Genomic DNA, 25,174 nt, shown 5'->3' with positions numbered 1-25,174 from the left:
GGTAGTTGTCTCGTCGCTCTTAGCCACGGAAATCTCCTATTCAATTGCCGCGCGTCAGACGCCGACACCGGGCGCTGGTGGATTCGACCCACCGCCGCCGCACAGTGCCACGCGCACTACCGAGCGCGGAACATACATGGAAGCTTCACAAGCGCCAGCACCTCCAAAAGAGGCCCGCACGCTTCGCGCCCCATTGTGGCACAGCTTTCACTTGAACGGGACATGGGTTGCCGCCCCGCATGGCTCTTCCCCGCAGCCTTGGCCCGCGGGGCTGTTTCTGCCCCAGCGACCCCAATGAAAAAGCTCCCCGCGAAACAGGAACTGACGTGTCAGTCCCAGCTTGCGGGGAGCGGTTCAGCGAATCGAGCTATTAGCTGTTCTTTTGGCTACCACGGGTAGCGTTGACTTCCTTGTCCTTCTGGAAACCCTGGCCGGCAACCCAGGTGCGGGAGACCTTGAGTTCAGCGGTAGCGCCCGGGTCCTCGACGTCGGAGACACGGTAGAAGTCCATCTTGACGCTGTTCCTGGACACGTTAGCGATGCCGAAACCGTGGGAGTCGAAGTCGACGTGGTTGACCCACGGGTTCGAGGCGTACATGACACCCTCAACGAGGTGAGTGATGCGGTTGTCCTCCGGGGTGTACGTCTTGGTGTAGGTGGTGACAATCTCGTCCACGTTCGGAGCGGAGATGGAAGAGCAGACCATCTCACAACCGATCTCCTTGCCCTTGTGCTGCACGGAGTGAGCCCACTCGGAGTGGATGTCACCGGTCAGGACGAGGGTGTGGGGCTGGGTGTTCGACAGGACGTCGAGAAGCTTTGCGCGCTCGGCGCGGTAGCCGTCCCACTGGTCGCTGTTGGCGACGATGCCCGTTGCGGGCACATTAGGCTCTTCAGGAACGATGCCCGTGGAGCCGGTGAAGTCGTCCAGGACCTGGTTGGCAAGACGGTTGTCCTCCGTCGTCGCCGGCAGGTGGCCGATCTCCATCGGAGAAATCATGACCGAGTTGCCGAGAACGTTCCATGCTGTGTTCGCCGTCTCAACCTCGTGCTTGACCCAGTTGAACTGCTCGCTACCCAGCATGGTGCGTCCTGCAGCACCGTTCTCGCGGCTGAGCGCGCTCTGCGGCTCATCGCGGTAGGTGCGCAAGTCCATCATGGTCAGCTTGATCAGGTCACCGAACTGGTAGCTGCGGTACAGGTGCCCCTCCTTGGAGGTCGGCGTAATGCGGACCGGGAGCCACTCGTAGTACGCCTGCTGCGCGGCAGACACTCGGTTCGACCAGGGACCTTCCTTCTCAGGAGTGTGGTTCTCTGCGCCCTCGCGCCACGAGTCGTTTGCGGACTCGTGGTCGTCCCACACCACAACCCACGGAACGAGAGCGTGCGCTGCCTGCAGGTTGCGGTCGGTGCGGTAGCGACCGTAGCGCTCGCGGTAGTCCTTCAGCGTCACAATCTCGTTCGTAGGGACGTGCGGGCGGGAAACACCGCTCTTACCGGCGTACTCGCCTGTCGGGTACTCGTAGATGTAATCGCCGAGGAACACAACAATGTCGATCTTGCCCTGCTGTGCCGCGCGGGCCATGCCGCGGTAGGAACCGAAGTAACCGCACTCCCAGTTTGCGCACGATGCGAGAGCCAGCTTGTATTCATTCAGCCGGGCTGTCGTTTCCGGAGCGGTGTGAGTGGTGCCCGTCGGGGACTTCTTTCCGTTCCAACTGAAACCGTAGTAGTAGGTCGTACCCGGCTCGAGGCCCGTGACATCCACCTTCACCGTGTGGTCGCTTGCCGCGCGGGCTGTGAATTCGCCAGAACGCACCACGGACTTGAGTTCCTTATCGCTGGCGACTACCCAATTGACGACAGCATCGGCACCCTTCCCAGAGCCGGGAACTGCCTCCTTACTGACAGTGACACGGGTCCAAATGATCACAGCTTCCGGAGTCGGGTCACCGGAAGCGACACCGTGCATGAACGCGGAGTGTTCAGCCTCTTTCATCTTCGGAAGACGTGCAGAAGACAGGGAGCTGGAGGAGGACAGCTGTGCGTTGGCAGTGGCGTTACCAGCCACAGCGACGCCGGCGGCGGCCGCAGCGGAACCGGCAAGGAAGCGACGACGAGGAAGATTCTTTTCAGTCATGACCATAAGAATCGGGCCCCCAGTTACACCTCGCAACCGGAACCCTGCCCCACCGCCGATTGTTCGGCTTTAATTCATATGGCGTTCACATTGCAGGGGCGCACGCATTCACATTCCTAGAATCCAGCGCCTCGCACTTACAGCAACAGCACGCTTAACGACGAGTAATTCCCCTGGTGAAACGCAAAAACCCGCGCACGCCGCGCGGGTTGGAACAGTTTAGAACTGTGAAGCTTAAAGGTTCGGGAACCAGATGGCGATCTCGCGCTCCGCAGACTCCGGAGAGTCCGAACCGTGAACGACGTTCTCGCCGACCGTCAGAGCGAAGTCGCCGCGGATCGTGCCCGGGGTAGCCTTCTCCACCGGGTGGGTGCCGCCGGCGAGCTGACGCCACGCGGCGATCGCGGACTCGCCCTCAACAATGCCCGCCACGAGCGGTGCCGAGGTAATGAAGTCTACGAGCTCCCCGAAGAACGGCTTGTCCTTGTGCTCCGCGTAGTGCTTCTCAGCGGTCTCGCGGTCTGCAGTACGCAGGTCCATCTCGACGAGCTTCAGGCCCTTACGCTCAATGCGGGAGATGATCTCCCCCACGTGGCCGTTTGCGACACCGTCGGGCTTAATCAGAATCAGAGTGCGTTCAGTCATGCGCCCCACACTACCGCCAACTAAACGATGTCGCGCACGACAGCCGCCGCAGACCCATGGTCGGTGTTGCGGAACCACAGTTGCACCTGCCGCACGGCCAGATCCTCGCGCCCTTCCGCCTTCAGGCGGCGCACGGTCTCCTCCTGTTCGGCATCAAGTTCGAGCGTCTCGTCTTCCATCGCCAGATATTTCTCCCGCAAACCTACGAAGAGGGCCACGGCAGCCACAACAAGAAGAACGACGGCAATCCAACGGGGAACACTCGTGAACGCGATGACGATCGCAGCAATGGACAGCACCGCGGCGAGCGCGAGGGAAGCAGCTTGCATAGCGTCGAGGATACCCACTTGCGCCAGAAGGTGGCGGTAGAACACATTTTCGAACTGGTCGCAGGCACGCTACACCAAGGGACGCCACGCCAGGGCAATGGAATGGCGCCCCGGGATCGGGACCCACCCCCTCGGCTCCGGCCTTTTCTCCTACCCATTCCGCACGGTCACGGACGGTGCGACTAATCCCACAAAAATCGGCGCGCATTCGTTTGTAAACACCTGCGACATACGTCACAATTAGAGGCGTTATGGTTTTGCTCCACATTTCGCGGGGCGGAACCCACTCCGGAACCCAAGAAAGAGGAAATCATGGCTGAGAACCCAGTTCACGACCTGCTGGACCCGAAGACTGACTACTACCAGGTGTTCGCCGACATCGAAGGCGAGGACCTCGAATGGTGGAAGAAGGCCCGCGACTTCGGCGAGTTCGCCCGCCCCTACATCAATGAGGGTTGGGAGAAGGCCGAATACCAAATCCCCGTCGTCGCTGAAGCTGGCAAGCGCGGCCTGTTCCGCGACGCCATCGAGATCGAGGGTGAGCCGCACATGTCCGTGCGTGCCTCCCGCCTCATGGCCTTCGAGTTCGCGCGTGTCGATGCCTCCATGGGCACCGCTTTCGGTGTCCAGGCCGGCCTGGCCATGCAGTCCATCGCGCTGTGCGGTTCCGAGGAGCAGAAGGCCAAGTACCTCAAGCCGATGTGCCACCTGGAGATCCGCGGCGCTTTCGCTCTGACCGAGCCGGACCACGGCTCCGACTCCATCGCCCTCGAGACCACCGCGCAGCGTGACGGCGACGAGTGGGTCATCAACGGCGAGAAGAAGTGGATCGGCCACGGCTCTGTCGGCCACATCGCTGTGGTGTGGGCCCGCGACACCGAGGACGGCCAGGTCAAGGGCTTCATCGTCGACCAGGACCAGGAGGGCTACGAGGCTGAGACGATCGTGGGCAAGGCATCCCTCCGCGGTATCCCGCAGGCCCACATCAAGCTCAACAACGTCCGCGTCGGCGAAGACCGCCGCCTGCCGGGCGCCAACTCTTTCCGTGACTGCGCGAAGGTCCTCGCCGGCACCCGCGTGTCCGTCGCATGGGCCTCGCTCGGACTGGCCACCGACTGCTACGAGAAGGCTCTCGACTACGCTCAGCGCCGCACCCAGTTCGGCCGTCCGCTGGTGAAGAACCAGATCATCCAGCAGCGCCTCGCCGACATGCTGCAGGACCTGACCTCGATGTTCCTCTACTGCCGCCGCCTCCTCGAACTGGAGGAGTCCGGCCAGCTAACCGAGCAGCAGGCAGCTCTGGCTAAGGTCCACTGCACCCGCGCAGCCCGCAAGATCTCCGCTGACGCCCGCGACATGTTCGGCGGCGTGGGCATCCTCCTCGAGAACGACGTGGCACGCCACCACGCGGACATCGAGGCACTGCATACCTACGAGGGCACCGACACGATGCAGTCCCTGATCGTGGGCAAGTCCATCACTGGCGTCGGCGCGTTCGCCGGCTAAGGTCAGATCACTTTGAGCTGCACTGCGACCGGCTTGGCCGCGCGGTGCAGCTTTTCTAACTCATAGAGGAGAGAAAAACTATGACTCAAGATGAGAATCTTTCCGGCGTCGCCGCCATCCTCAACCCGAAGACGGACTACTACCAAGTGTTCGCCGACGTGGACGGCGAGGACCTCGAATGGTGGAAGAAGGCCCGCGAGTTCATGGAGTGGGCACGCCCGACGCTCAACGAGGCGTGGGAGAAAGCCGAGTACAACATCCCGGGCGTGGAGGAAGCAGCGCGCCGCGGTCTCGTCACCGACGGCATTTCCATCGACGGCGAGCCCGGCATTTCCATCCGCGCGAACCGCCTCATCCAGATGGAGCTGGCGCGCACGGACGCGTCGACCGCTACCGCGCACATCGTGCAGTCTGGTCTGGCAATGCGCTCGATTTCCGAGTGCGGCTCCGAAGAGCAGAAGGCCAAGTACTTGGGCCCCATGTCCCGCATGGAGATCCGCGGCGGCTTCGCGCTGACGGAGCCGGACCACGGTTCGGACTCGATCGGTCTGGAGACGTCCGCGCGCCGCGACGGCGACGAGTGGGTCATCAACGGCGAGAAGAAGTGGATCGGCCACGGCTCCGTCGGCCACATCGCCATCATCTGGGCGCGCGACGAGGAAGACGGCGAAGTCAAAGGCTTCATCGTCGACCAGGACCAGGAGGGGTACGAGGCGGAAACAATCGTCGGCAAGGCATCACTGCGCGGCATTCCGCAGGCGCACATCACGCTTAACGACGTCCGCGTTTCCGACGACCGCCGCCTCCCCAATTCCCGCTCCTTCCGCGACACCGCTCGTGTCCTGACGGGCACCCGCATCGCTGTCGCGTGGGTCGCACTCGGAATGGCGATCGACTGCTACGAGAAGGCCCTCGACTACGCGCAGCGCCGCACCCAGTTCGGCCGCCCGCTGGTGAAGAACCAGATCATCCAGCTGCGTCTCGCGGACATGCTGCAGGAAGTGACCTCCATGGCGCTGTACTGCCGCCGTCTGCTGGAGCTGGAGGAAGCTGGCGAGCTCAACGAGAAGCAGGCCGCTCTGGCCAAGGTGCACAACACCCGCGGCGCCCGCAAGATCGCCGCGGATGCGCGCGACATGTTCGGCGGAGTGGGCATCCTGCTCGAGAATGACGTGGCACGCCACCACGCGGACATCGAGGCACTGCACACCTACGAGGGCACCGACACCATCCAGTCCCTCATCGTGGGCAAGTCCATTACCGGAGTATCCGCATACCGTTCATAGAACGAGAGCACGGTAAGTAGCCGGATCCTGCTGTAGCAGGGTCCGGTTTTTCTTAATCCGGTGCTGGCGGGTTGCGTCAACGATCAACCGGGCGGCGGGTCCGTGCCGAATAGCGTCGACATCGCGCCATACCTGTGGTGCATCTGAGGCACGAGTTTTCCGCGCGGTGAGACCCAGACAGGTGTTCCCCGGTGCATCTCGATGCGTCCGCGTCTGGCTCGCCGCGGATCATCGTCGTTGACGCGGTTGTGGTAGCTGCACAACGGAGCGAGGTTCGCCAGGTTCGTCTCCCCTCCCCTGGCCCAGGGGGTGACGTGGTGGATCTCGCACGCATCGGCACCATGGCGGCAGAACGGCTGGGAGCATGTCGGCATCGCGGCGCGGGCGAGATCGCGCTGCTTCTGGTTGGCGAAACGGCTCAACCGGTACAGGTTCACCGCGCCTTCCTCCGGGTGGAAAACCGCCGCCTCCAATTCGTTCTCCGCAGTGGCGACGAAGCGGTTGAGGAACTCCGCTCCTGTCATGGTCGTGCCGTCGGTGAGCCCGAGAATGACTTCGTCGCCCTCGCCGCGGACGATGCTCACGTAGTCCGGCAACCCGACGAGGACCATGGGCCGGGGCTGAGCATGCGGCACAGCGGACGTAGTCGGGGCGGGGCCGGAGCCGGAGCCGGAGCCGAGATTGCCGCGCAGTAGGTCTTCGAATTTGGCGGACATCTGGGGCATGGCGGGCTTTGACGTGTCAATGCCGTCGCGGAGGAAATGCTCGGTGTCGGCAATAAGGCGCTGGTCTGCAGTCACCGTCATGGTCTGCTTACCCGAAGCGGCGCGACCGAACTTCACGGCATCCGCAGGCGGAGTGGGCTCCGGGTCCGGCACCAGCTTCTTTGCGCGGCGCTTCACAGCATCGAAGTTGCCGCGGGTGCCCAGGAGGGTCAGGCGGGTCTTCCAGCGGGTTGAGGGATCGTCGATAAGCGAAAGCCGCGACTCAATGTAGGCGAGCTGGTCGATCGAGAGCCCGCTTCCCCGCGCCTTGTCTAGCGCTCTCCGCTGCCATTTCGTCCACTTCGTGCGGCCGAAGAACGCGTCGTGTACCCGCGCCCACCCGCGGACACGGTTCGGTTCAATGCCGGCGGCGAGCGCCGTCTCGCGGTCGAATTCCGCGAGCGCGTCCACAACGCTGTCGGACAGCGCCCGGACCAATTCAGTGAACCTCATGGCCCGTACGCTAACCGAAGAAGCAACCCCAGGAAAGGCCTGTTTGCGCACTACAGTACGCAAAAACCGGCACTCCGCGCGGTGCGGGATGCCGGTCGTGCGGTCGGCCGACTAGTTGTTAAGCGGCTTACGCGTGGTGGCCATGGACACGGCGCGGTCGTGGTTCTCCTGGCGAAGGAGAACCTCGGTAGCGGCATCCACCTGGCGCTGAGCCAGCTCGTCCTCGTTCGCGGTGCCTTCGCCGGCAAAGACCTTGGCCAGGGCATCGCCGATCGCCTTGTCGGTATCGGAGCCGTCGGTGAACTCGAGGGTCTCACCGGTGAGAGGGAGCTCGGCGTCCGCGGGGGCGGAGTAGCCATCAGCGAGCTTCTTCACCAGCTCGAGTGCGCCCTCGACGACGTGGTCCGGGGACTGGATGACCTCGTCGTTCTCGCGCCAGAAGTCGACGTTGACTGCCGGCACCGGCTTGACGTTGAGCAGCACGCTGAACGCGGTTGCGTGCGGGTTCGGCACACCCAGATCCACCAGGCGCTCCAGCAGGCGCACCGGGCCGGACCATGCCGGGAACAGGCCCACATTGCGCTCCGGGAAGCCGACGCGGGTCTCAGCGTGGATCACGGACGCGTCGGTGTGCAGCAGCAGCTCCATGCCGCCGCCGAGGGCGACGCCGCGGACAGCGCCGACAACCGGGTACCGAGCGACACGTGCACCGTGGAGGCCGTCGATGCCCTGCTTGATGGTGCGGGCGAGCTCCTCGGCATCGCCCTCCGGGCCGGACAGCTTCGCCAGCGTGCCCAGGTCGGCACCAGCGGAGAAAGCGCGCTCCTCGTCGTTGGCGATGACAAGGCCCTTGAGGTCCCACTCCGGCGCGTGCGTCCACAGCTCAGTGACGTTGTTGGAGTTCGAGTTCATCGGGGTCTTGTACACGAAGACACCGAAGCCAGCGTAGTCGCCGTCGGTGAGCTTGTACACGGTGGCGTCGTCGTTACCGGCGATCTCCTCGGCACCGGCGACAAGCTCAGCCACGCGGATGACACCCTCGCGGTTCGGCAGGTCAGTCAACTGGCCGTCAGTGCCGAGCACCTTGCCGTCAGCGTAGAAGCCGCCGGCCTGCTGAGCGGACTGAAGGAGGGACGGGGCGTCGTCGAAAAGCGATGCGACGTAGTCGATGCCGATGGAATCAGCGAGCTCGAACGGGCCCTTCTTCCAGCCGTAACCGAGCTGCATGGCGATGTCGATCTGGTCGACGGTGTCCGTGATCTCCGGTGCGGTGTCGCAGCAGTACTTGATGAAGACCTTGAAGACCTCGCGTGCGTAGTCGCCCTCCGGAGTCCCGGACTCCATGAGCTCCTTCGGGTCCTTGCCCACCTCGAACTTCTCCTTCGGGCGGTAGTCGCCCGCGGAGAAGTCGTAGACCTCGTCGCGGCCGCGGTAGAAGCCGGACTCCGCGGTGCGGCCGGTGAAGCCCTTGTCCAGGAGGGTCTTGAACTCGTCGCGCTCGACGATGTTGTAATCCTGGTACGCGTCCGTATCGGGGAGCGCCTTGAGCAGGGAGCCCCAGATGCCCGGGACGAGCTGGATGCCCACGTAGTCGAAGAGGCCGAAGATGCCCGTGCGCGGAACACCGAACGGGCGACCGAACGCGACGTCCGCCTGCTCCGGCTTGATGCCCTGGTCGAAGGCGGTCTTGGCGCCCACGGCCATCCAGAAGTTGCCGATGCGGTTAGCGATGAAGCCCGGGGTGTCGCGGCAGTCCACGACGACCTTGCCCATCTGGCGCTCGAGGACGTGGTGCATCTGCTCCTTGACCTCGGCGGAGGTGTCCGGGCCCTCGACGTACTCGACCAGTCGCATCACGCGCGGCGGGTTGAAGAAGTGGGTGATGGAGAAGTCGCGCTTGAACTCCTCGGATGCCTCGCCCAGCAGAACCTCAAGCGGGATGGTGGAGGTGTTGGAGGACACCGGGGTACCCGGCTTGCGGTGGGCGTCGACCTTGGCGAAGGTGTCGCGCTTGACGTCGATGTCCTCGAAGACGGCCTCGACGATCCAGTCGACCTCGCCGAGGCGGTCAAGGTGGTCCTCGGTGTTGCCCGGGGTGACCAGCTTGGCGTATTCGGGGCGCTGGAAACCGTAGCGCTTCAGCTGGGTGTCAATGCCGTTCTGGGCACGGCCGTCGCGGTTGTCGCCGTCTTCGAGCGGAAGGTCGAGCAGGTGGACTTTGATGCCCGCGTTGGCCATGTGCGCGGCGATACCGGCACCCATGGAGCCGGCACCGAGAACTGCCGCGGTCTTGATGTCTTTAGCTGCCATTGTTTAAACCTCCAGAATGAGTGCGATGCCCTGGCCGCCGCCGATGCAGGCGGTGACGAGGCCGTAGCCGCCGCCAGCGTTCTTCAGCTGGTGGATGAGCTTGGTGGTCAGGACGACGCCGGTGGCGCCGATCGGGTGGCCGAGAGCGATGGCGCCGCCCTGGATGTTGGTCTTGTCGTTGTCGAAGCCGAGCTGGTCCGCGACGGCGATGCACTGGGCGGCGAAGGCCTCGTTGGACTCGATGAGCTTGATGTCGTTCAGCGACAGGCCAGCCTTGTCCAGAGCCTTCGGCACAGCGGCGACGGGGCCGAGCCCCATGGTGGCCGGGTCGCAGCCGGCGACGCCCCAGGAGACGACCTTGGCCAGCGGCTCGAGGCCGAATTCCTTCAGGCCGGACTCGGTGGTCATGACGGTTGCCGCGGCGGCGTCGTTAATGCCGGAGGAGTTACCGGCGGTGACTGTGCCGTCCTTCTTGAAGGTCGGGCGCAGGCCACCGAGCTTCTCCAGGGTGGTCTGGCGCGGGTGCTCATCGGTGGTGAACTCGCCGACCGGGACGATCTGCTCCACGAATTCGCCGTTCGCGATAGCGGCGGCTGCGCGCTCCTGGGACTGCAGCGCGTACTCGTCCTGGCGCTCGCGGGAGATGCCGTACTTCGCGGCGATGTTCTCCGCGGTGATGCCCATACCGCCGTTGCCCATCGGGTCGGTCAGTGCACCGGTGAGCCAGTCGATCAGGCGGCCGTCGCCCATCTTTCGGCCCTGGCGCATGCCCTCGACGGAGTACGGGGCCTGGGACATGACCTCGACGCCGCCGGCGATGGAGAGCTTCGCGTCACCGGTGATGAGCTGCTGCGCGGCGGAGATGATGGCCTGAACGCCGGAGCCGCAGAGGCGGTTCACGCCGTAGGCGTGGGAGCTCTTCGGCATGCCTGCCTCAAGAGCGACCGCGCGGGAGGTGTAGTTGTCGCGCGGGATCGTGGTGACCACGTTGGCCCACACAGAGGAGTCGAAGTTCTCGGCGGGGACGCCGGATTCCTCGATGACGGCCTTGGCGATGTGGGTGCCAAGGTCGATGGTCGCCATACGCGACAGCGAACCGCCGAACGTGCCGACGGGCGAGCGCTTGGCCTGGGTGATGTAAATAGGCTCAGACATGGATCTCCTTCATCGATTGTGCTGGATTACACATCCCCACAATTATAGGAAAGATCACACCCGAGTTTCGACCCTGGATCACATATTTCGTCGCGGGTGTCCCCGGCCACACGCGTGCGGGGCGAGCGCACGCTTATCGACGGACCACCGACCGCCTGCCCGCCCCGTTCTACGCGTCCTCGGCGGTGCCCAGGTGCTGGGTGGTGAGCAGGCCGCGGCGCTGGCGTTCGAGGATCTCGGCACGCATTTTCACGATAAGGAACCAGACGATCCCGAACATGATGCCCACTGCCCCGACGGACCAGTGGATGAAGAAGCCGACGAGGATTAGGGGGACTTGAAGGGCGACGTCGATAAGCAATGCCTTCGGGTGCCGCTGAAAGAATGCGGCGAGAAAATGAATGAGCCCCATGGCGGTGATGAAGACCCAGTTGAAGGTGGTCCAGAGTTCGCCGTCGTTGATTTTGAGGATCACGGTGAGGCACAGCCAGATCGTGATCGCCTCCATGACGAGTGTGCCTGAGAGCACGCCGGACAGCCCCTTGATCGGGTCCTTGACCGGGGCGGAGCCGGGGCCGAGGGGCCCGTACTCGACGGGCCGGTTCTGGCGCGGGGTACGGGACATTATTCGGGGTCCTTTCCAAACATGGCGCGGGCCTCGCCGGCGGTGACCACGGATCCGGTGATGAGCACGCCGGAACCGGACTGAACACCGACGGCTTCGAGTGCTTCTTCGGCGAGCTCGACAGCCAGCGTGTACGCGGACGGGAGGTGCTCCTCGACGTGGACGCGTTCCTCGCCGAAGATGTCGCGGGCAGTCTCCGCGAGCTCGTAGGCGTCGGTGGCGCGCGGCGACGAGTTCTGGGTGATCACCACCTCGCTCAGCACCGGCTCGAGGGCGGTGAACACGCCGACGGCGTCCTTGTCGTCGAGGATGCCCAGCACGCCGATGAGGCGCGCGAAGTTGAAGTCGCGCTCGATGGCGGCGGCGAGCGCCTGCGCTCCGTGCGGATTGTGCGTCGCGTCGATGAACGTGGTCGGGGTGGAGCGGACGCGCTCCAAACGGCCGGGGGATGCAGCGGCGGCGAAACCGGCTCGGACGGTGTCGGCGTCGAGCGGCTTTTCCGCTCCGGCACCGAAGAACGCCTCGACGGCTGCGAGCGCGACAGCGGCGTTGCGTGCCTGGTGCGGGCCGGACAGCGGCAGAAAGATGTTGTCGTAGGTACCCGACAGGCCGCGCAGCGTCAGGGTCTGGCCGCCGACGGCGACGCCGGTCTCTTCCACGCCGAATTCCTGGTCCAGGCGCGCGACCGCGGTGCCGACGGAGACAGTGCGCTCGAGGATGACGCGCATTGCGTCCGCCTCCTGGTCCGCCACGATGGTCACGGCCTCGGGGCGGCGGATGATCCCGGCCTTCTCCCCAGCGATCTCGCCGATGGTGTCGCCGAGGTAGTCGGTGTGGTCGAGGCCGACGGGCATGATCACGTCCACGTCTGATTCGACGACGTTCGTCGCGTCCCACGTGCCACCCATGCCGACTTCGACGACAGCGATCTCGACAGGAGCGTCGGCGAATGCCGCGAGCGCGATCGCAACGGTCACTTCGAAATACGACATCGGGTGGCTGCTTTTCGCGTCCACCATCTCCACGAAGGGTGCGATCTCCTCGTAGATGCGCACGAAATCCGCGGGGTGGATCGGCTCGCCGTCGATGCCGACGCGCTCGGTGATGGACTGCAGGTGCGGGCTGGTCGTCCGGCCGACGCGCGCGCCGAAGGAGCGCAGCAGCGACTCGATCATCCGCACCGTCGAGGTCTTCCCGTTCGTGCCCGCTACGTGAATCACTTTGTAGGCGCGCTCCGGGTGCCCGAGGAAGTCCATGAGCATCTCGATGCGGTCGAGGCTCGGATCGATCTTCGTTTCCGGCCAGCGCGCGAGCAGCTCACTCTCCACGCGGGCGAGTTCAGCAAGGTCGGTGTCGCTCACCGGCCGCGCTACGGGGGCTTCGGAGTCGGGGGAATCGGACGGGGCGTCGATAAGCTCGTCGCCTAGATTGAGCACGAGCCCGTCTTCGTCCATGCGGATGTCGTATCCGCCCTGGTCTTCGCTCTCCGCCACTACTTCGCCTCCGGCAGGCCCTCGAGGCGGGCGGTGACGCGCTCGACCTCTTCCTGCGCGACCTGCTGGCGGGCCTTGATCTTCTCCACGACCTCGGCCGGAGCATTAGCCAGGAAGGACTCGTTGCCGAGCTGCTTGCCGGTGGTCCCCAGCTCCTTCTGCGCGGCAGCGAGCTCCTTTTCCAGGCGCTTGCGCTCCGCCGCGACGTCGACGGTGCCCGAGGTGTCCAGGGCCGCGTCAAGCGTCGTCTCGCTCAAGCGCACTTCAATGCTTGCCGACGCCGCGAAGTCCTCCCCCGGCTCCTCCACCCTCGCGATCGAGCGGATCATCTCCTCTTGCCCGGCGAGGTCCGCTTTGGCGAAGTCGAGGCGCGCCGGCACCTTCTGGGACGGCTTGACACCCTGGTCGGAACGGAAGCGGCGCAGCTCGGTGATCAGCGCGATGGCGTCGGTGATGCGGCGCTGCGCGGTGGTGTCCACCTCTGCGCCGCCGTTGGTGTCCTCGGCGGTCGGCCACGTTGCGAGGCAGAGGGATTCCTGCTCGGTGAGTGCTTTCCAGAGCACCTCGGTGACGAACGGCATCGTCGGGTGCAGCAGGCGCAGAACCACGTCGAGGACGCGACCGAGCACGATCTGGGTGGTGCGGCCTCGCTCGGATTCGCCGTCGCGGGGAATCTGGGTCTTCGCGATCTCGAGGTACCAGTCGCACAGCTCGTCCCACGCGAAGTGGTAGAGCTCTTCGTTGGCTTTGGAGAACTGGTAGTCGTCCAGAAGCTTATCGACGTCCCCGCGCACCGTTTCCAGCCTGTCCAGAATCCAGCGGTCCGCGTCTGTCAGCTCCTCGCGTGACGGCAGCGGGCCGACGGCGGCGCCGTTCATCAGCGCGAACTTCGTGGCGTTGTAGAGCTTGGTGGCGAAGTTGCGGGCAGCGGCGGCGTTGTCGTCGCCGATGGGCAGGTCGATGCCCGGGTTCGCACCGCGGGCGAGCGCGAAACGCAGGGCGTCCGCACCGTAGTCGCGCACCCAGTCCATCGGATCGATGCCGTTGCCGAGGGACTTGGACATCTTCCGGCCCTTTTCGTCGCGGACGAGACCGTGGAGGAAGATGTGCTCAAAAGGAATCTCCGGGCGGCCGCCTGTGCCTGCGCCGAGAATCTCGGGAGTTTGGGTTCCGGCGAAGGTGCCGAACATCATCATGCGCGCGACCCAGAAGAAGAGGATGTCGTAGGCCGTGACCAGCACGGTCGTCGGGTAGAACTTCTCCAGCTCCGGGGTGCTATCCGGCCAGCCCATCGTAGAGAACGGCCACAGAGCAGAGGAGAACCAGGTGTCCAGGACATCCGGGTCTTGCTCGTAGCCCGCCGGCGGTTCCTCGTCGGGGCCGCAGCAGATGATGTCGCGGTTGCCGTCGGCGTCCTCCGGGCCGTACCAGATCGGAATGCGGTGCCCCCACCACAGCTGACGCGAAATGGTCCAGTCGTGCATGTTGTCCACCCAGTCGAAGTAACGCTTCTTCAGGGACTCGGGGTGGATGACGGTGTCGCCTTCGCGCACCGCCTCGCCGGACATGCGGGCCAGTTCGGCAACCTTCACGAACCACTGGAGCGACAGACGTGGCTCGATCGGCTCGCCGGTGCGCTCGGAGTGGCCGACGGAGTGGACGTAGGGGCGGACTTCCTTGACGATGCGCCCCTGCTCAGCCAGCGCCTCGCGCACCTTCACGCGGGCTTCCTCGCGGGTCAGGCCGTCGAACTCGGTTCCGGTGTCCGCGATGTGCCCGGTCTTGTCCATGATGATGGGCATGTCCAGGTCGTGGCGCAGACCCATCTCGTAGTCGTTCGGGTCGTGGGCTGGGGTGATCTTCACTGCACCGGTTCCCAGTTCCATGTCCACGTAATCGTCGGCGATGACCTTCAGCTTCAGGTCGTCGCGGAACGGGTGGTCGAATTCCTGGCCGACCAAGTGCTGGTAGCGCTCGTCGTCCGGGTGGACGGCAATAGCGACATCACCCAGCATCGTCTCCACGCGGGTGGTGGCGACGATGAGGTGCGGCTCGTCGTCGTTAAGCGAGCCGTAGCGGATGGAAACGAACTCGCCCTCGACATCCTTGTACACGACCTCGATGTCGGAAACGGCGGTCTCCAGCACCGGCGACCAGTTGACCAGGCGGTAGTCTTGGTAGATCATCCCGGCGTCGAAAAGCTGCTTGAAAATGGTGACGACGGCGCGGTTGAGCCCTTCGTCCAACGTGAAGCGCTCGCGCGACCAGTCGACGGAATCACCGATCGCCCGCATCTGCGACGTGATCGTGCCGCCGTATTTTTCCTTCCATTCCCAGACGCGGCCGATGAACTCCTCGCGGCCGTAGTCGTAGCGGTCCTTGCCCTCGGTCTCCTTGAGCATGGCCTCGACCTTGGTCTGGGTGGCGATGCCAGCGTGGTCCATGCCCGGCAACCACAGGACCTCGTAGCCCTGCATGCGCTTGCGGCGGACCAGCGAATCCATGAGCGTGTGGTCCAGGGCATGGCCCATGTGCAGCTGGCCCGTCACGTTCGGCGGCGGCAATACGATCGAGTACGCGGGCTTGTCCGAAGACGGGTCGGCCGTGAAATAGCCCTTGGCCACCCAGTCTTCGTAGATGCCCTGCTCGAGGTCCTGAGGCTCCCAGCTCTTCGGCAGGGCATCCGCCCGGCTGACACCGATAAGCTGCTCGTTGTACGTCGCGCTAGATTCAGTCACGGTATGACAGTGTAGCCGTGACGCCTCGGCGGACCGCGAGGGAGTTAGAAGAGCTTGTCGGCGATCTCCGCCTCAGCGCGCAACGCCTCGATATTGGCGTCGATGCGTGCGCGCTGATCGTCGTTAAGGTCGAGCCCCTCCACGATGCCCCAACGGCCGTTGATGCCGATGACCGGGAACCCGAAAACGAGGCCCTCGTCAACCCCGTAGCTGCCCTGGGACACGACAGCGGACGTGACCCACTTGCCCTCGGTGCCGTTGACCCAATCGCGCATGTGGTCCACTGCCGCGGATGCCGCGGATGCCGCCGAAGAGCGGCCACGAACCTTGATGATCTCGGCGCCGCGCTTGGCCACGCGCGGAATGAACTCGTTTTCGTACCATTCGCGCTCCACGCGGTCCGCCACGGACTCTCCGCTGACCGTGGCATAGGTGATGTCTGGGAACTGGGTGTCGCTGTGGTTGCCCCACACGAGGATGTTCTCGAACGCGCTCGAGTGCTCCCCGAGCTTCTCCGACAGCATGGAGATCGCACGGTTGTGGTCGAGCCGCATGAGAGCGTTGAAATGCTCCGGCGCGACATCAGGCGCCGCCTTGTTAGCAATGTAGGCATTCGTGTTCGCCGGGTTGCCCACGACGAGCACGCGGACGTCATCCGCCGCGTGGTCGTTGATCGCCCGGCCCTGCTCGAGGAAGATCTTCCCGTTAGCGGCCAGCATGTCGGCGCGGGACTCGCCCTCCCCGCGCGGCTTGGCACCGACGAGGAACGCCGCGTTCACGCCGTCGAACGCCGTGGTCGGGTCGGCTGTGACAGTGATGTTGCGGATATTGCCCAGTGCGGAGTCGTTGAGCTCCATCGCCACACCGTCGACCTTGCCCACGGCATCCGGAATATCCAGCAACGCAACGTCCACGAGCGTGTCCGCACCGAACACCTCGCCGGATCCGATCCGCCACAGCAGCGAATAAGCGATGTTGCCTGCGGCGCCCGTGACGGCAACCTTGACGGTCTTCTGAGCTTCCTGCGGATTAGTCATTTCTTCTCCTTCACGTATCTCTCCCGCTCCCCGGCAGGGTGGCATCACCCCCCGAAAAGGCGTGCGGGGTCTGTGTGACACCACCCATGCTACCCCCGTTGTTCTAGGCAATTTCCACACCCAACGCCCACTTTCGTCCGTTCATTCGGCGCGTGCAACCCCGTTTGGGCACGATGAAGGGGAGACGGCGGGAGCGTTCGCGCACCGCCGAGAAACTATTGCGAGCTTTCAAAGGAGAAGCTGTGACGGAGTCCTTGCACCCAGGCTCCCGGCCCGGCAACGAGGTGACCGATACCATCGAAAACGCCGACAACGCTGACAACGCTGTGCTGGAGCGCGCCGTGGACATCGCCTTGGGCCACTTCGCACGACAGGGGTACGCCGCCACGAAGCTCGACTCAGTTGCCCGGGAAGCCGGCATGTCGAAACGAATGCTGCATTACCACTTCGGGGACAAAAGAGAGCTGTACCGCCGGGCGCTGACCCGTGCAGCATGGAGCTTCTCCCCTCCCCAGGAATTCCTGGACCGCTCCTACGCCGTGCCCGTCGAGGGCATCCGCCGTTTCGTGGACGTGCTATACAACCGGATGATCCATAACCCGGATTCAATCCGGTTATTCCTGCGGGAAAATCTGGACCCAGTGCTCACCCCGGAAGAAATCACCACGGTGCGAAACGATTCCGAAGTGTTCCTTCAAATCGAGCGACTTCTGCTCATGGGGCAGGACGCGGGCGCGTTCCGCCCGGGCATATCCGCCACGGACATCGTGGTGCTCATCGCCTCTCTGACGTTCTTCCGTGTTGGAAACCATGCCACGTTGGACGAATTCGGCCAGATCAATCTGCTCAGCCCCGCCAACACAGAAGGCATGCGCCGCCTGACCATCGACTCTGTGCTGACTTTCCTGACCTCTAATATCCCGAACTCAGGATACGAGTCCTACCTGACGCAATCCGTACCCGAGGCAGTTGAGCCCACGGACAAAGACGAGTCGAGCGAGGGCGACTACATCGCGGACACGCTTATCGACGGCATCTACGACCCCAACTACACCGCCATCCCTTCCGGGGAATAGCTAGAACTGGCTGACGCTGAGCTCTCCCCTCGCCGCGGGCACTACGCGGACTTCTTTGTGTTCCGCAGGATGTACTCCGGCTCGCCCTCGCCCGTGATGACATCCGCATCGACCACGACCTCTTCCACGTCCTCGCGGTCGGGCAGGTCGTACATGATGGGCACCAGTGTGTCCTCCATGATCGCACGCAAACCACGGGCACCGGTGCCGCGGTCCGCCGCCTTCTTAGCCACAGCTGCGAGGGCATCCTCAGTGAATCGCAACTCTGCGTCATCCATGGTGAATAGTCGCTGGTACTGCTTCACTAGCGAGTTCTTCGGTTCAGTGAGCACGCGCACAAGGGACTCCTCGTCGAGATTCTCCACCGCCGCGACAATGGGCAGACGACCAATGAACTCCGGAATGAGTCCGAATTTGACCAAGTCCTCGGGTTGCACCTGCGCGAGCAGATTCTGCTCTTCTCGCTGCGCAGCACTGTCAATCTCCGCGCCGAAGCCGATGCCTTTCTTGCCCACGCGTTCCGCAATGACTTTATCCAGACCCGCGAAGGCTCCAGCGACCACGAACAAAATATTGGTGGTGTCCACTTGGATAAATTCCTGATTCGGGTGCTTGCGGCCGCCCTGCGGCGGGACGGATGCCACGGTGCCCTCAAGAATCTTCAATAGTGCCTGCTGGACGCCCTCGCCGGACACATCCCGGGTGATCGACGGATTCTCCGACTTCCGGGAAATCTTGTCCACCTCGTCGACGTAGATGATGCCGTTCTGTGCACGCTCCACATCGAAATCCGCTGCCTGAAGCAGCTTGAGCAAGATGTTCTCCACGTCTTCACCGACATACCCGGCCTCTGTGAGGCTCGTCGCGTCGGCGATAGCGAAAGGCACGTTGAGCATCCGCGCCAGAGTCTGCGCCAGGTATGTCTTTCCCGAGCCTGTGGGACCGAGAAGAAGGATGTTGGACTTGGCGATCTCGACGTCCTCGTCCTTCTTCCGAAGACTTTCCTTTTCTGTCCGGACACGCTTGTAGTGGTTGTAAACCGCAACTGCGAGCGTGCGCTTCGCTTGGTCCTGGCCGATCACGTACTGATCCAGGAACGCCGTGATCTCGGAAGGGCGCGGCAGTTTATTATCGTCCCCTTTGTCTTGGGACTGAGCTCCTGCCAGCTCTTCTTCGATGATCTCGTTACACAGCTCAATGCACTCGTCGCAGATGTACACGCCGCCGCCGGCGATGAGCTTGCGAACTTGCTTTTGGCTCTTGCCGCAGAAGGAGCACTTCAACAGGTCGGAGCTGTCTTGCGTAACTGCCATGGGGTGTTCTACTTCTCGCTTTAACTCGTGGTGTCGGTTCGGTTCTTTTTGTGGGAGCTCTCAATGGATTGCTGTAGCCCACAACGCTACCTGGTGGGGTGAACATTCCGAATGCGGTCATTCGAACGCCTGTGAAATCCATCTTCTAGGCGGAGACTCCGCTCTATCCACCACTATTTCAGATGGAGTGGCATCGCAGTGAGAGGGCCCGCAGGAGCCCTGCAAGCGACGTTGTTTTTCGGGACAATGAGGAACATGACCACACTGCATTCCATCGTATCCGGCAACGAAAACAGCGAGAAAACCGTCGTGCTGCTCCCATCCATCGGCACCACACACGAGGCGTGGGAGCCGCAGCTCCCCGCCTTAGAGGAGCGGTACCGCGTCGTGCGCATCGATCACCGAGGCCACGGCGACTCACCCACCCCTGCTGTTGATCTGGGCATGACCAGTGTCGACGATCTCGCCCGGGATGTCCTAGAGACGCTCACATCCCTCGGCATCGAGCACTGCACCATCGTCGGCCTGTCGATGGGCGGCGCCATCACTCAGTACTTGGCAGCCACGTCCGAACGTGTTGATAGCGCCGTCTTCGCCTCCACAGCGACATTCCTAGGTGGCGCAGGCAAGTGGCAGGGGCGCTCCGACACCGCCCGCAACGACGGAATGTCGTCCATCGTGGATCCCACTGTGGACAACTGGTTCACGGACGGGTTCAAGGAACGGGAGCCTGAGACCGTCGATAAGTTCAAAGCGATGGTCGGCTCTGTCGATCCCGAGGCATACGCGCAATGCGGCGACGCACTCGCAAAATGGGGCTTCGACGAGCGCCTTCAGGAGATCACTGTGCCGGTTCTCACCATCGCGGGCGCCGACGATCCGTCGACAGGCCCCCAGCAACTCCAGGAGATCGCCGCGGGCGTGACCGGCGAGGCAGAATGCGTTGTCATTGAAAACGCCTCTCACCAAGTTGGCACCGAGCAACCGGAGAAGTTCAACGAGGCGTTGCTGGCTTTCCTTCAAAAATAGCGAATCAGGCGGGATGGGTCACCTGCCACGATAAGGTGTCATGAATAGCACCTGCTCTTGAACGAAGGATCGCACCATGACCCACCGCCGCCTCGCTACCGCCGGTGTCGCGCTCGCGCTGCCGCTGGTTGCCACCGCCTGCTCCAGCGATGGCAACGACACCGCCCCAGAGACGAACACCCCGTCGGCTGAAGTGATCACTCCCACGTTGGTGTCGGAAACGGACGAGCCTGAATACTCACTGGTATCCCCCGAGCCCTTCATGGACGACCTAGGGGACAACGCAAACGTCACTATGACTGTTGCCGGGACCGCCTACTTCTGCACACTCGGCGCGGCAGCCGTCGCTTGTTCCGCTAATCCGGACGATTCAGTGCCCGACTTGGAGGACATGCCGGGCAACCCGTGGGTGCCCTTCACCGGACGACCGAGCGCGATTTTCGCTAGCGACGAAGGAACCTCATGGGGCGTCCTTGAGGGCGGTAGCGCCGGTTCCGGAGAACTGCAGCCAGGTGAGCGCCTCGAGTACCTCAATGGCTGGTGCCAAGCTCCCGACGGCGACAGCATCGAGTGCGGCTACAACGACGAGTCCTTCACCGTCGCTGGGCCAGACAAGACAGTGATGCCCTAACCGCTGTTCAACGGGCTGGTTCACACCCAGCACTAAGGTGTGAATTGAACACATTCCGAGACGACAAAGGAACGCTACGACCATGACAACCCGCCGCCTCGCCGCCGCATTCTTCGCTCTGACTCTCCCGCTCGGCATCACCGCGTGCTCCAACGATGAAGATTCCCTCGCTGAACCAAACATGGACCAAGAGGTGAGCACACCCACCGAGGAGGAAACCACTACCGAGCGCGCCTCAACTACGGTGTCCACGATTTACGAGACTGAGACAGAAACAGTGGACGAAGAAGATGATTCCGCCAAGCAGAAGCGGGAGCCTGCCGCGGCTGCCGATGCAAGCAGCGGTTCCGACAAGGGGCCGTGCAACTGGAAGTCTGTTGAGCAGGGGTCGCCTGGCGACGAAGTTTCTTCTTACTGCGATGGCCACTTCGCCCGCGTGGGCATCTACGCGACCGATGCTACGTCGTACATGATGTGGAACGGCCAAGACTGGGAGCGAATTGAACCAGCCGGACAGACCTTCACTGGCTTCAAGTGCTACGACGAGGGACATCTTGACGAGCTTGGAGTCCCGGCCGAACTGAAGAAGGACATGATCATCTGCGATTAAGAGCTGGCAAAACGCACCCCCGCTGACTTCGGGGACGAAGCAGCGGGGGGACCGTCGATAAGCGAGCGCTTTAGGCGTTCAACTTGCGGTAGTCGAAGACCTGGTCGATGATGCCGTACTCGACAGCCTCGGAGGCAGTGAGAATCTTGTCACGGTCCGTGTCGATGCGGACCTGCTCCGCCGTGCGCCCCGAGTGGCGTGCCAACGTGTCCTCCATGAGGCGGCGCATGCGCTCGATCTCCTGAGCCTGGATCTCCAGATCAGACACCTGGCCGCGCGCACCTTCAGTGGCCGGCTGGTGGATGAGCACCCGGGAATTCGGCAACGCGGCACGCTTACCGGGCGCACCCGCGGCGAGAATCACGGCAGCGGCGGAAGCAGCCTGGCCCAGGCACACGGTCTGAACATCCGGGCGGACGTACTGCATCGTGTCGTAGATCGCCATGAGGGACGTGAACGAACCGCCAGGCGAGTTGATGTACATCGTGATGTCACGATCCGGGTCCTGCGACTCCAGGACAAGCAACTGCGCCATGATGTCGTTCGCCGACGTGTCATCGACCTGGGTGCCCAAGAAGATGATGCGCTCCTCGAAAAGCTTCGAGTACGGGTTGGTTTCTTTGGTGCCGAACGAGGACTGCTCGATGAAGCTCGGCAGGACGTAACGGGAGTTGGGCATCTGGAAAGACATAGTGATTATCTCCTCTGTGTGTTGTTCTGCCGGTTAGTTGCTGATCGTGCCCTGGGCGTTCGAAATAACGTGGTCGACGATGCCGTACTCCTTCGCCTCCTGCGCGTTGAACCAACGATCGCGGTCCGAGTCCTTGGTGATCTGCTCGAAGGTCTGGCCGGTGTGCTCCGCAATGAGCTCAGCCATCTCGCGCTTGGTCTGCGCAAACTGCTCCGCCTGGATGGCAATGTCTGCAGCGGTGCCACCCACGCCTGCGGACGGCTGGTGCATCATGATGCGCGCGTGCGGCAACGCGTAGCGCTTACCCTTAGTGCCGCCGGAGAGCAGGAACTGGCCCATCGACGCGGCGAGGCCCATCCCGTAGGTGGCGATGTCGCACGGAGAGTACTTCATCGTGTCATAGATAGCCATGCCGGCCGTGACCGATCCGCCCGGGGAGTTGATGTACAGCGAGATGTCTCGGTTCGGGTCCTCGGCGGACAGCAGGAGGATCTGCGCGCACAGCTTGTTGGCAATCTCATCGTCCACCTCCTGGCCGAGGAAGATGATGCGCTCGCGCAGCAGGCGCTCGTACACCGAGTCGCCGAGGTTCATGCCGGTTGCCGGAGAAGTCATCGATGTGCTCCTTAAATCTGTCAATGTGACTCTGAGTGACTCTGTCAATCGTCGTTTCTCGCCTACGATAACGCCCCACCCTAGTTGCGGATTCCCCGCTTGGGGCTGTGTTCGCTGTCAGCGTAGAGGCTGGCAGGTGGCGGACCCCGCCGGGCTAGATACCTATTCCAGGATGCCTTTCACAAAGTCGGATCAATCCGCGGCTTTATCCTGTCCTTGTGAATAGATAGGCAGGAATCGGTGTTTGGGATTGGGGAGCCGAAATAGGTGCCTAGCCGAAAGAACCTCCCGGCCGAATCACGGCGGGGAGGTTCAGCGAGGAAGCTTAGTTGTCCTCTTCCTTCTCAGAAGCGGCGTCGGCCACTGCCTGGTCGGCGGCTTCAGCCTCGTTGATCTCCTCTTCGTCGATCTCGCCGAAGTAGTCGTTCGGGTCGATGGTATTGCCCTCGTCGTCCTTGACGGAGGTGCGGGAGATCGCGGCTGCCAGAGCCTTGCCGCGGCGGACATCCGCGAAGAGGTTAGCGATCTGGCCGGACTGCTGCAGCTGCATGATGAACTGGTTCGGGTCCATGCCGTAGGACTGCGCGGTGAACAGGATGTGGTCGGTCAGCTCCTGCTGGGAGACCTCCGGCTCTTCCTGGTCGGCGACAGCGTCGAGGAACAGCTGGGTGCGCACGGAGTCTTCGGCGTTCTCGCGGGACTCCTTGTCGAATTCCTCGCGGGTCGTGCCCTGTGCCTCGAGCATCTGGGCGAAAGCGTTCTCGTCGTGAGCCATCTGGCCGAGGATCTGGTGCAGCTGGTTGTGCACCTGCTCGTCCACAACTGCGCTGGGCAGCTCAAATGAGGTCTGCTCGAGGGCTGCCTTGAGCACCTCGTCGCGGATGTCGGCGGCCTGCTGCGCCTTCTTGTTCTCCTCCAGCTGGGAGCGGGTAGACTCGCGCAGCTCCTCGACGGTGTCGAACTCGGACGCCATCTGGACGAACTCCTCGTCCAGCTCCGGAAGCTTGCGCTCCTTGGTCTGCTGGACAGTGACCTTGATGGTGGCCTCTTCGCCCTTGTGCTCACCGAACTGGATCTCGGAGGTGAACTCTGCTTCCTCACCGGTCTTCAGACCCTTGATGGCCTTGTCCAGGCCCTCGATGAGGTCGTCGCGGCCAATCTCGTAGGAGATGCCCTCGGTGGAAGCTTCCTCAATCTTCTCGCCGTCGATGGTGGCCTCGATGTCAATGACAGCGAAGTCACCCTTCTTCATCTTGCGCTTGGTGTCCTTGAGCTCGCCGAAGCGGGCACGCAGATTATCCAGCTCTTCGTCGACGGCCTCGTCGTCGATCTTCAGCGCCGGCACCTCGACGGAGATCTTGGAGAAGTCCGGGACCTCGATCTCCGGGCGGACATCCACCTCTGCGGTGAACTCCACGTAGTCGTTGTCCTCGATCTTCGTGATGTCGATCTCGGGCTGCCCGATGACCTTCAGGTCATTTTCGGTCACAGCGGCTTCGTACCGAGTCGGCAGCATGTCGTTGACGACCTGCTCGAGGATGGGGCCGCGGCCAAATCGGGCGTCGATAAGCTGGCGCGGTGCCTTGCCGCGACGGAAACCCGGAATGTTGACCTGCTGTGCGATGGCCTTGTACGCCTGGTCGATTTCCGGGCCGAGCTCGTCGAACGGAACGGTCACGGTCAGCTTCGCGCGAGTGTCGCTGAGCTTGTCCACGGAAGTCTTCACGGAAATTCTCTCCTGGCTAGATTGCGTATTTGTTCAAAAAATTTGCAGGAGGCGCACAAGCGTCTCCTTGTCGGGGCGACAGGATTTGAACCTGCGACCCCCTGCTCCCAAAGCAGGTGCGCTACCAAGCTGCGCCACGCCCCGTGGGTCGCTGCGAGCCGCCGGCGAACACACCACGCTGACTCACGGGAGACGATTCTAGCGTGAAGCAAAAAAGACCCGAATCATCGGGGGCCACTTGCGCGGATCCCGCACATGATTAAGGCCGGCCCTGCGATGAAGCATGGACCGGCCGGAGCGGAGGGAATGACGGGAATCGAACCCGCGTCTTCAGCTTGGAAGGCTGAGGTATTAGCCACTATACGACATTCCCGAACGCGATTTATGCGCGCAGACAAGCTTAACCCACTGTGCGACTCGCTCCAAAAAGTGCCCGGAAAGGGCCAGGAAAGGAATGCCCGAGCCTCGGTTATCGTTGGGGAAAGTGGTTGATTGAAGGAGTGGACATGGGACTTGTGAGTTTGTTGCTGATCGCGGTGATCCTCTTCGGCACCGTCAAGGTTGTCGGAGGTGCGCAGAACAACAGCCAGCGCGCCCAGGTCGACGGCGCGAACTTGGAGGACGCGCTTGCCGACGCCCGACGGTGGGTCGACCGTCTCGGCCACCAGGTGCTCACCATTTCGGGTACGGACGCAGCCTCCAGCCAGGCGATGGCTGACGCGTCGGAGCGCTATAACGCGGCCAATTCCGCCTTGACCCAAGCCACGACGGTGCGACAAGCCCAGCTGGCCCGCGAGTCGGCGTTGGAAGGCCTTTATTACGTTGATGCAGCCCGCGAAATATTGGGCCTCGCGCCCGGCCCCCAGCTGCCGGAGTTGGAGGCCCAACGTCAGGCCGGCCGTGTGACCGAGCCGCGCACCGCTGAATTCGACGGCCAGACTATCCAGGCCTCCCCGCACGCGAGCTCGCAGACTCCGCACTACTACCCCGGCGGCGCTGTGG

General features: G+C 63.2%; 20 protein-coding genes, 2 tRNA genes and 1 pseudogene. 7 read left to right on the top strand and 16 right to left on the bottom strand.

What is annotated here, in order from left to right:
• Nucleotides 1-370 precede the first annotated feature (370 nt).
• The 3 genes from CZ338_RS07685 to CZ338_RS07675 form a co-directional block, all read right to left on the bottom strand.
• Nucleotides 371-2,140: an alkaline phosphatase D family protein gene (locus tag CZ338_RS07685; RefSeq protein WP_087118192.1), complete on the bottom strand. Its 1,770-nt coding sequence runs from the start codon at nucleotides 2,138-2,140 to the stop codon at nucleotides 371-373.
• Between the two features lie 234 nt (nucleotides 2,141-2,374).
• Entirely contained in the window at nucleotides 2,375-2,785 is a 411-nt protein-coding gene (gene ndk, locus CZ338_RS07680) for a nucleoside-diphosphate kinase (RefSeq protein WP_087117669.1), read from the bottom strand.
• 20 nt (nucleotides 2,786-2,805) lie between these two features.
• Nucleotides 2,806-3,114, bottom strand: a complete 309-nt coding sequence (locus tag CZ338_RS07675) for a hypothetical protein (RefSeq protein WP_087118191.1) — start codon at nucleotides 3,112-3,114, stop codon at nucleotides 2,806-2,808.
• Nucleotides 3,115-3,426: 312 nt separating this feature from the next.
• Between CZ338_RS07675 and CZ338_RS07670 the strand changes: the two genes are divergently transcribed.
• Nucleotides 3,427-4,620 carry an acyl-CoA dehydrogenase family protein gene (locus tag CZ338_RS07670; RefSeq protein WP_087117668.1) on the top strand — a complete coding sequence of 398 codons (1,194 nt, stop codon included), beginning with the start codon at nucleotides 3,427-3,429 and terminating at the stop codon, nucleotides 4,618-4,620.
• Between the two features lie 80 nt (nucleotides 4,621-4,700).
• Nucleotides 4,701-5,906, top strand: a complete 1,206-nt coding sequence (locus tag CZ338_RS07665) for an acyl-CoA dehydrogenase family protein (protein ID WP_087117667.1) — start codon at nucleotides 4,701-4,703, stop codon at nucleotides 5,904-5,906.
• A gap of 83 nt (nucleotides 5,907-5,989) precedes the next feature.
• On the opposite strand, the gene CZ338_RS07660 is transcribed toward CZ338_RS07665, so the two are convergent.
• The 7 genes from CZ338_RS07660 to CZ338_RS07630 form a co-directional block, all read right to left on the bottom strand.
• The gene (locus CZ338_RS07660; RefSeq protein WP_087117666.1) at nucleotides 5,990-7,123 is read right to left on the bottom strand and encodes an HNH endonuclease signature motif containing protein; all 1,134 of its coding nucleotides are present in this window, start codon (nucleotides 7,121-7,123) and stop codon (nucleotides 5,990-5,992) included.
• A 111-nt stretch (nucleotides 7,124-7,234) separates the two neighbouring features.
• Nucleotides 7,235-9,433, bottom strand: a complete 2,199-nt coding sequence (locus CZ338_RS07655) for a 3-hydroxyacyl-CoA dehydrogenase/enoyl-CoA hydratase family protein (protein ID WP_087117665.1) — start codon at nucleotides 9,431-9,433, stop codon at nucleotides 7,235-7,237.
• A gap of 3 nt (nucleotides 9,434-9,436) precedes the next feature.
• Nucleotides 9,437-10,588: an acetyl-CoA C-acyltransferase gene (locus CZ338_RS07650; protein WP_087117664.1), complete on the bottom strand. Its 1,152-nt coding sequence runs from the start codon at nucleotides 10,586-10,588 to the stop codon at nucleotides 9,437-9,439.
• Between the two features lie 169 nt (nucleotides 10,589-10,757).
• Entirely contained in the window at nucleotides 10,758-11,213 is a 456-nt protein-coding gene (locus CZ338_RS07645) for a DUF4233 domain-containing protein (RefSeq protein WP_087117663.1), read from the bottom strand.
• Nucleotides 11,213-12,667 carry a bifunctional tetrahydrofolate synthase/dihydrofolate synthase gene (gene folC / locus CZ338_RS07640; protein ID WP_087118190.1) on the bottom strand — a complete coding sequence of 485 codons (1,455 nt, stop codon included), beginning with the start codon at nucleotides 12,665-12,667 and terminating at the stop codon, nucleotides 11,213-11,215. The genes CZ338_RS07645 and folC overlap by 1 nt, the downstream gene beginning before the upstream one ends.
• Before the next feature lie 38 nt (nucleotides 12,668-12,705).
• Entirely contained in the window at nucleotides 12,706-15,444 is a 2,739-nt protein-coding gene (locus CZ338_RS07635; RefSeq protein ID WP_087117662.1) for a valine--tRNA ligase, read from the bottom strand.
• 44 nt (nucleotides 15,445-15,488) lie between these two features.
• Nucleotides 15,489-16,481 (bottom strand): malate dehydrogenase, encoded by a 993-nt coding sequence (locus CZ338_RS07630; RefSeq protein WP_087117661.1) that lies wholly within the window; start codon nucleotides 16,479-16,481, stop codon nucleotides 15,489-15,491.
• A 242-nt stretch (nucleotides 16,482-16,723) separates the two neighbouring features.
• Here CZ338_RS07630 and CZ338_RS07625 point away from each other — a divergent pair, with 242 nt between their 5' ends.
• Nucleotides 16,724-17,557, top strand: a complete 834-nt coding sequence (locus CZ338_RS07625) for a TetR/AcrR family transcriptional regulator (RefSeq protein ID WP_235839506.1) — start codon at nucleotides 16,724-16,726, stop codon at nucleotides 17,555-17,557.
• Between the two features lie 41 nt (nucleotides 17,558-17,598).
• Here the strand turns inward: CZ338_RS07625 and clpX are convergent, their stop codons facing one another.
• Complete coding sequence (gene clpX, locus CZ338_RS07620) at nucleotides 17,599-18,870, bottom strand: ATP-dependent Clp protease ATP-binding subunit ClpX (protein WP_087117659.1); 1,272 nt, start codon at nucleotides 18,868-18,870, stop codon at nucleotides 17,599-17,601.
• A 255-nt stretch (nucleotides 18,871-19,125) separates the two neighbouring features.
• Here clpX and CZ338_RS07615 point away from each other — a divergent pair, with 255 nt between their 5' ends.
• From CZ338_RS07615 to CZ338_RS07605, 3 genes are all read left to right on the top strand, one after another.
• Nucleotides 19,126-19,899: an alpha/beta fold hydrolase gene (locus tag CZ338_RS07615; RefSeq protein WP_235839505.1), complete on the top strand. Its 774-nt coding sequence runs from the start codon at nucleotides 19,126-19,128 to the stop codon at nucleotides 19,897-19,899.
• Between the two features lie 76 nt (nucleotides 19,900-19,975).
• The gene (locus tag CZ338_RS07610; RefSeq protein ID WP_087117657.1) at nucleotides 19,976-20,530 is read left to right on the top strand and encodes a hypothetical protein; all 555 of its coding nucleotides are present in this window, start codon (nucleotides 19,976-19,978) and stop codon (nucleotides 20,528-20,530) included.
• Nucleotides 20,531-20,612: 82 nt separating this feature from the next.
• Nucleotides 20,613-21,140 (top strand): hypothetical protein, encoded by a 528-nt coding sequence (locus CZ338_RS07605; protein WP_087117656.1) that lies wholly within the window; start codon nucleotides 20,613-20,615, stop codon nucleotides 21,138-21,140.
• 70 nt (nucleotides 21,141-21,210) lie between these two features.
• Here CZ338_RS07605 and CZ338_RS07600 read toward each other — a convergent pair whose 3' ends face one another.
• From CZ338_RS07600 to CZ338_RS07580, 5 genes are all read right to left on the bottom strand, one after another.
• Nucleotides 21,211-21,831, bottom strand: coding sequence for an ATP-dependent Clp protease proteolytic subunit (locus tag CZ338_RS07600; protein ID WP_087117655.1), 621 nt, complete (start codon nucleotides 21,829-21,831; stop codon nucleotides 21,211-21,213).
• A gap of 33 nt (nucleotides 21,832-21,864) precedes the next feature.
• Nucleotides 21,865-22,446: an ATP-dependent Clp protease proteolytic subunit gene (locus tag CZ338_RS07595; RefSeq protein ID WP_087117654.1), complete on the bottom strand. Its 582-nt coding sequence runs from the start codon at nucleotides 22,444-22,446 to the stop codon at nucleotides 21,865-21,867.
• A 325-nt stretch (nucleotides 22,447-22,771) separates the two neighbouring features.
• Nucleotides 22,772-24,172, bottom strand: a complete 1,401-nt coding sequence (tig, locus tag CZ338_RS07590) for a trigger factor (RefSeq protein WP_087117653.1) — start codon at nucleotides 24,170-24,172, stop codon at nucleotides 22,772-22,774.
• 70 nt (nucleotides 24,173-24,242) lie between these two features.
• Nucleotides 24,243-24,316, bottom strand: a tRNA-Pro gene (locus CZ338_RS07585).
• 157 nt (nucleotides 24,317-24,473) lie between these two features.
• Nucleotides 24,474-24,545 (bottom strand) — tRNA-Gly (locus CZ338_RS07580).
• 133 nt (nucleotides 24,546-24,678) lie between these two features.
• On the opposite strand from CZ338_RS07580, the pseudogene CZ338_RS11160 reads away from it, so the two are divergent.
• Nucleotides 24,679-25,174: pseudogene (locus CZ338_RS11160) on the top strand (DUF1542 domain-containing protein); the annotation flags it as partial.

Source organism: Corynebacterium urinipleomorphum (assembly GCF_900155535.1).
GTDB lineage: Bacteria > Actinomycetota > Actinomycetes > Mycobacteriales > Mycobacteriaceae > Corynebacterium > Corynebacterium urinipleomorphum.
Note: the sequence above shows the minus strand (reverse complement) of the source record. Positions and strands in the feature narration are given on the sequence as shown.

What these genes read in the sequence shown, in the direction of transcription:
- CZ338_RS07685 (WP_087118192.1), bottom strand. Translation starts at nt 2,140, where the DNA reads ATGACTGAAAAGAATCTTCCTCGTCGTCGCTTCCTTGCCGGTTCCGCT.
- ndk (WP_087117669.1), bottom strand. Translation starts at nt 2,785, where the DNA reads ATGACTGAACGCACTCTGATTCTGATTAAGCCCGACGGTGTCGCAAAC.
- CZ338_RS07675 (WP_087118191.1), bottom strand. Translation starts at nt 3,114, where the DNA reads ATGCAAGCTGCTTCCCTCGCGCTCGCCGCGGTGCTGTCCATTGCTGCG.
- CZ338_RS07670 (WP_087117668.1), top strand. Translation starts at nt 3,427, where the DNA reads ATGGCTGAGAACCCAGTTCACGACCTGCTGGACCCGAAGACTGACTAC.
- CZ338_RS07665 (WP_087117667.1), top strand. Translation starts at nt 4,701, where the DNA reads ATGACTCAAGATGAGAATCTTTCCGGCGTCGCCGCCATCCTCAACCCG.
- CZ338_RS07660 (WP_087117666.1), bottom strand. Translation starts at nt 7,123, where the DNA reads ATGAGGTTCACTGAATTGGTCCGGGCGCTGTCCGACAGCGTTGTGGAC.
- CZ338_RS07655 (WP_087117665.1), bottom strand. Translation starts at nt 9,433, where the DNA reads ATGGCAGCTAAAGACATCAAGACCGCGGCAGTTCTCGGTGCCGGCTCC.
- CZ338_RS07650 (WP_087117664.1), bottom strand. Translation starts at nt 10,588, where the DNA reads ATGTCTGAGCCTATTTACATCACCCAGGCCAAGCGCTCGCCCGTCGGC.
- CZ338_RS07645 (WP_087117663.1), bottom strand. Translation starts at nt 11,213, where the DNA reads ATGTCCCGTACCCCGCGCCAGAACCGGCCCGTCGAGTACGGGCCCCTC.
- folC (WP_087118190.1), bottom strand. Translation starts at nt 12,667, where the DNA reads ATGGACGAAGACGGGCTCGTGCTCAATCTAGGCGACGAGCTTATCGAC.
- CZ338_RS07630 (WP_087117661.1), bottom strand. Translation starts at nt 16,481, where the DNA reads ATGACTAATCCGCAGGAAGCTCAGAAGACCGTCAAGGTTGCCGTCACG.
- clpX (WP_087117659.1), bottom strand. Translation starts at nt 18,870, where the DNA reads ATGGCAGTTACGCAAGACAGCTCCGACCTGTTGAAGTGCTCCTTCTGC.
- CZ338_RS07615 (WP_235839505.1), top strand. Translation starts at nt 19,126, where the DNA reads ATGACCACACTGCATTCCATCGTATCCGGCAACGAAAACAGCGAGAAA.
- CZ338_RS07610 (WP_087117657.1), top strand. Translation starts at nt 19,976, where the DNA reads ATGACCCACCGCCGCCTCGCTACCGCCGGTGTCGCGCTCGCGCTGCCG.
- CZ338_RS07605 (WP_087117656.1), top strand. Translation starts at nt 20,613, where the DNA reads ATGACAACCCGCCGCCTCGCCGCCGCATTCTTCGCTCTGACTCTCCCG.
- CZ338_RS07600 (WP_087117655.1), bottom strand. Translation starts at nt 21,831, where the DNA reads ATGTCTTTCCAGATGCCCAACTCCCGTTACGTCCTGCCGAGCTTCATC.
- CZ338_RS07595 (WP_087117654.1), bottom strand. Translation starts at nt 22,446, where the DNA reads ATGACTTCTCCGGCAACCGGCATGAACCTCGGCGACTCGGTGTACGAG.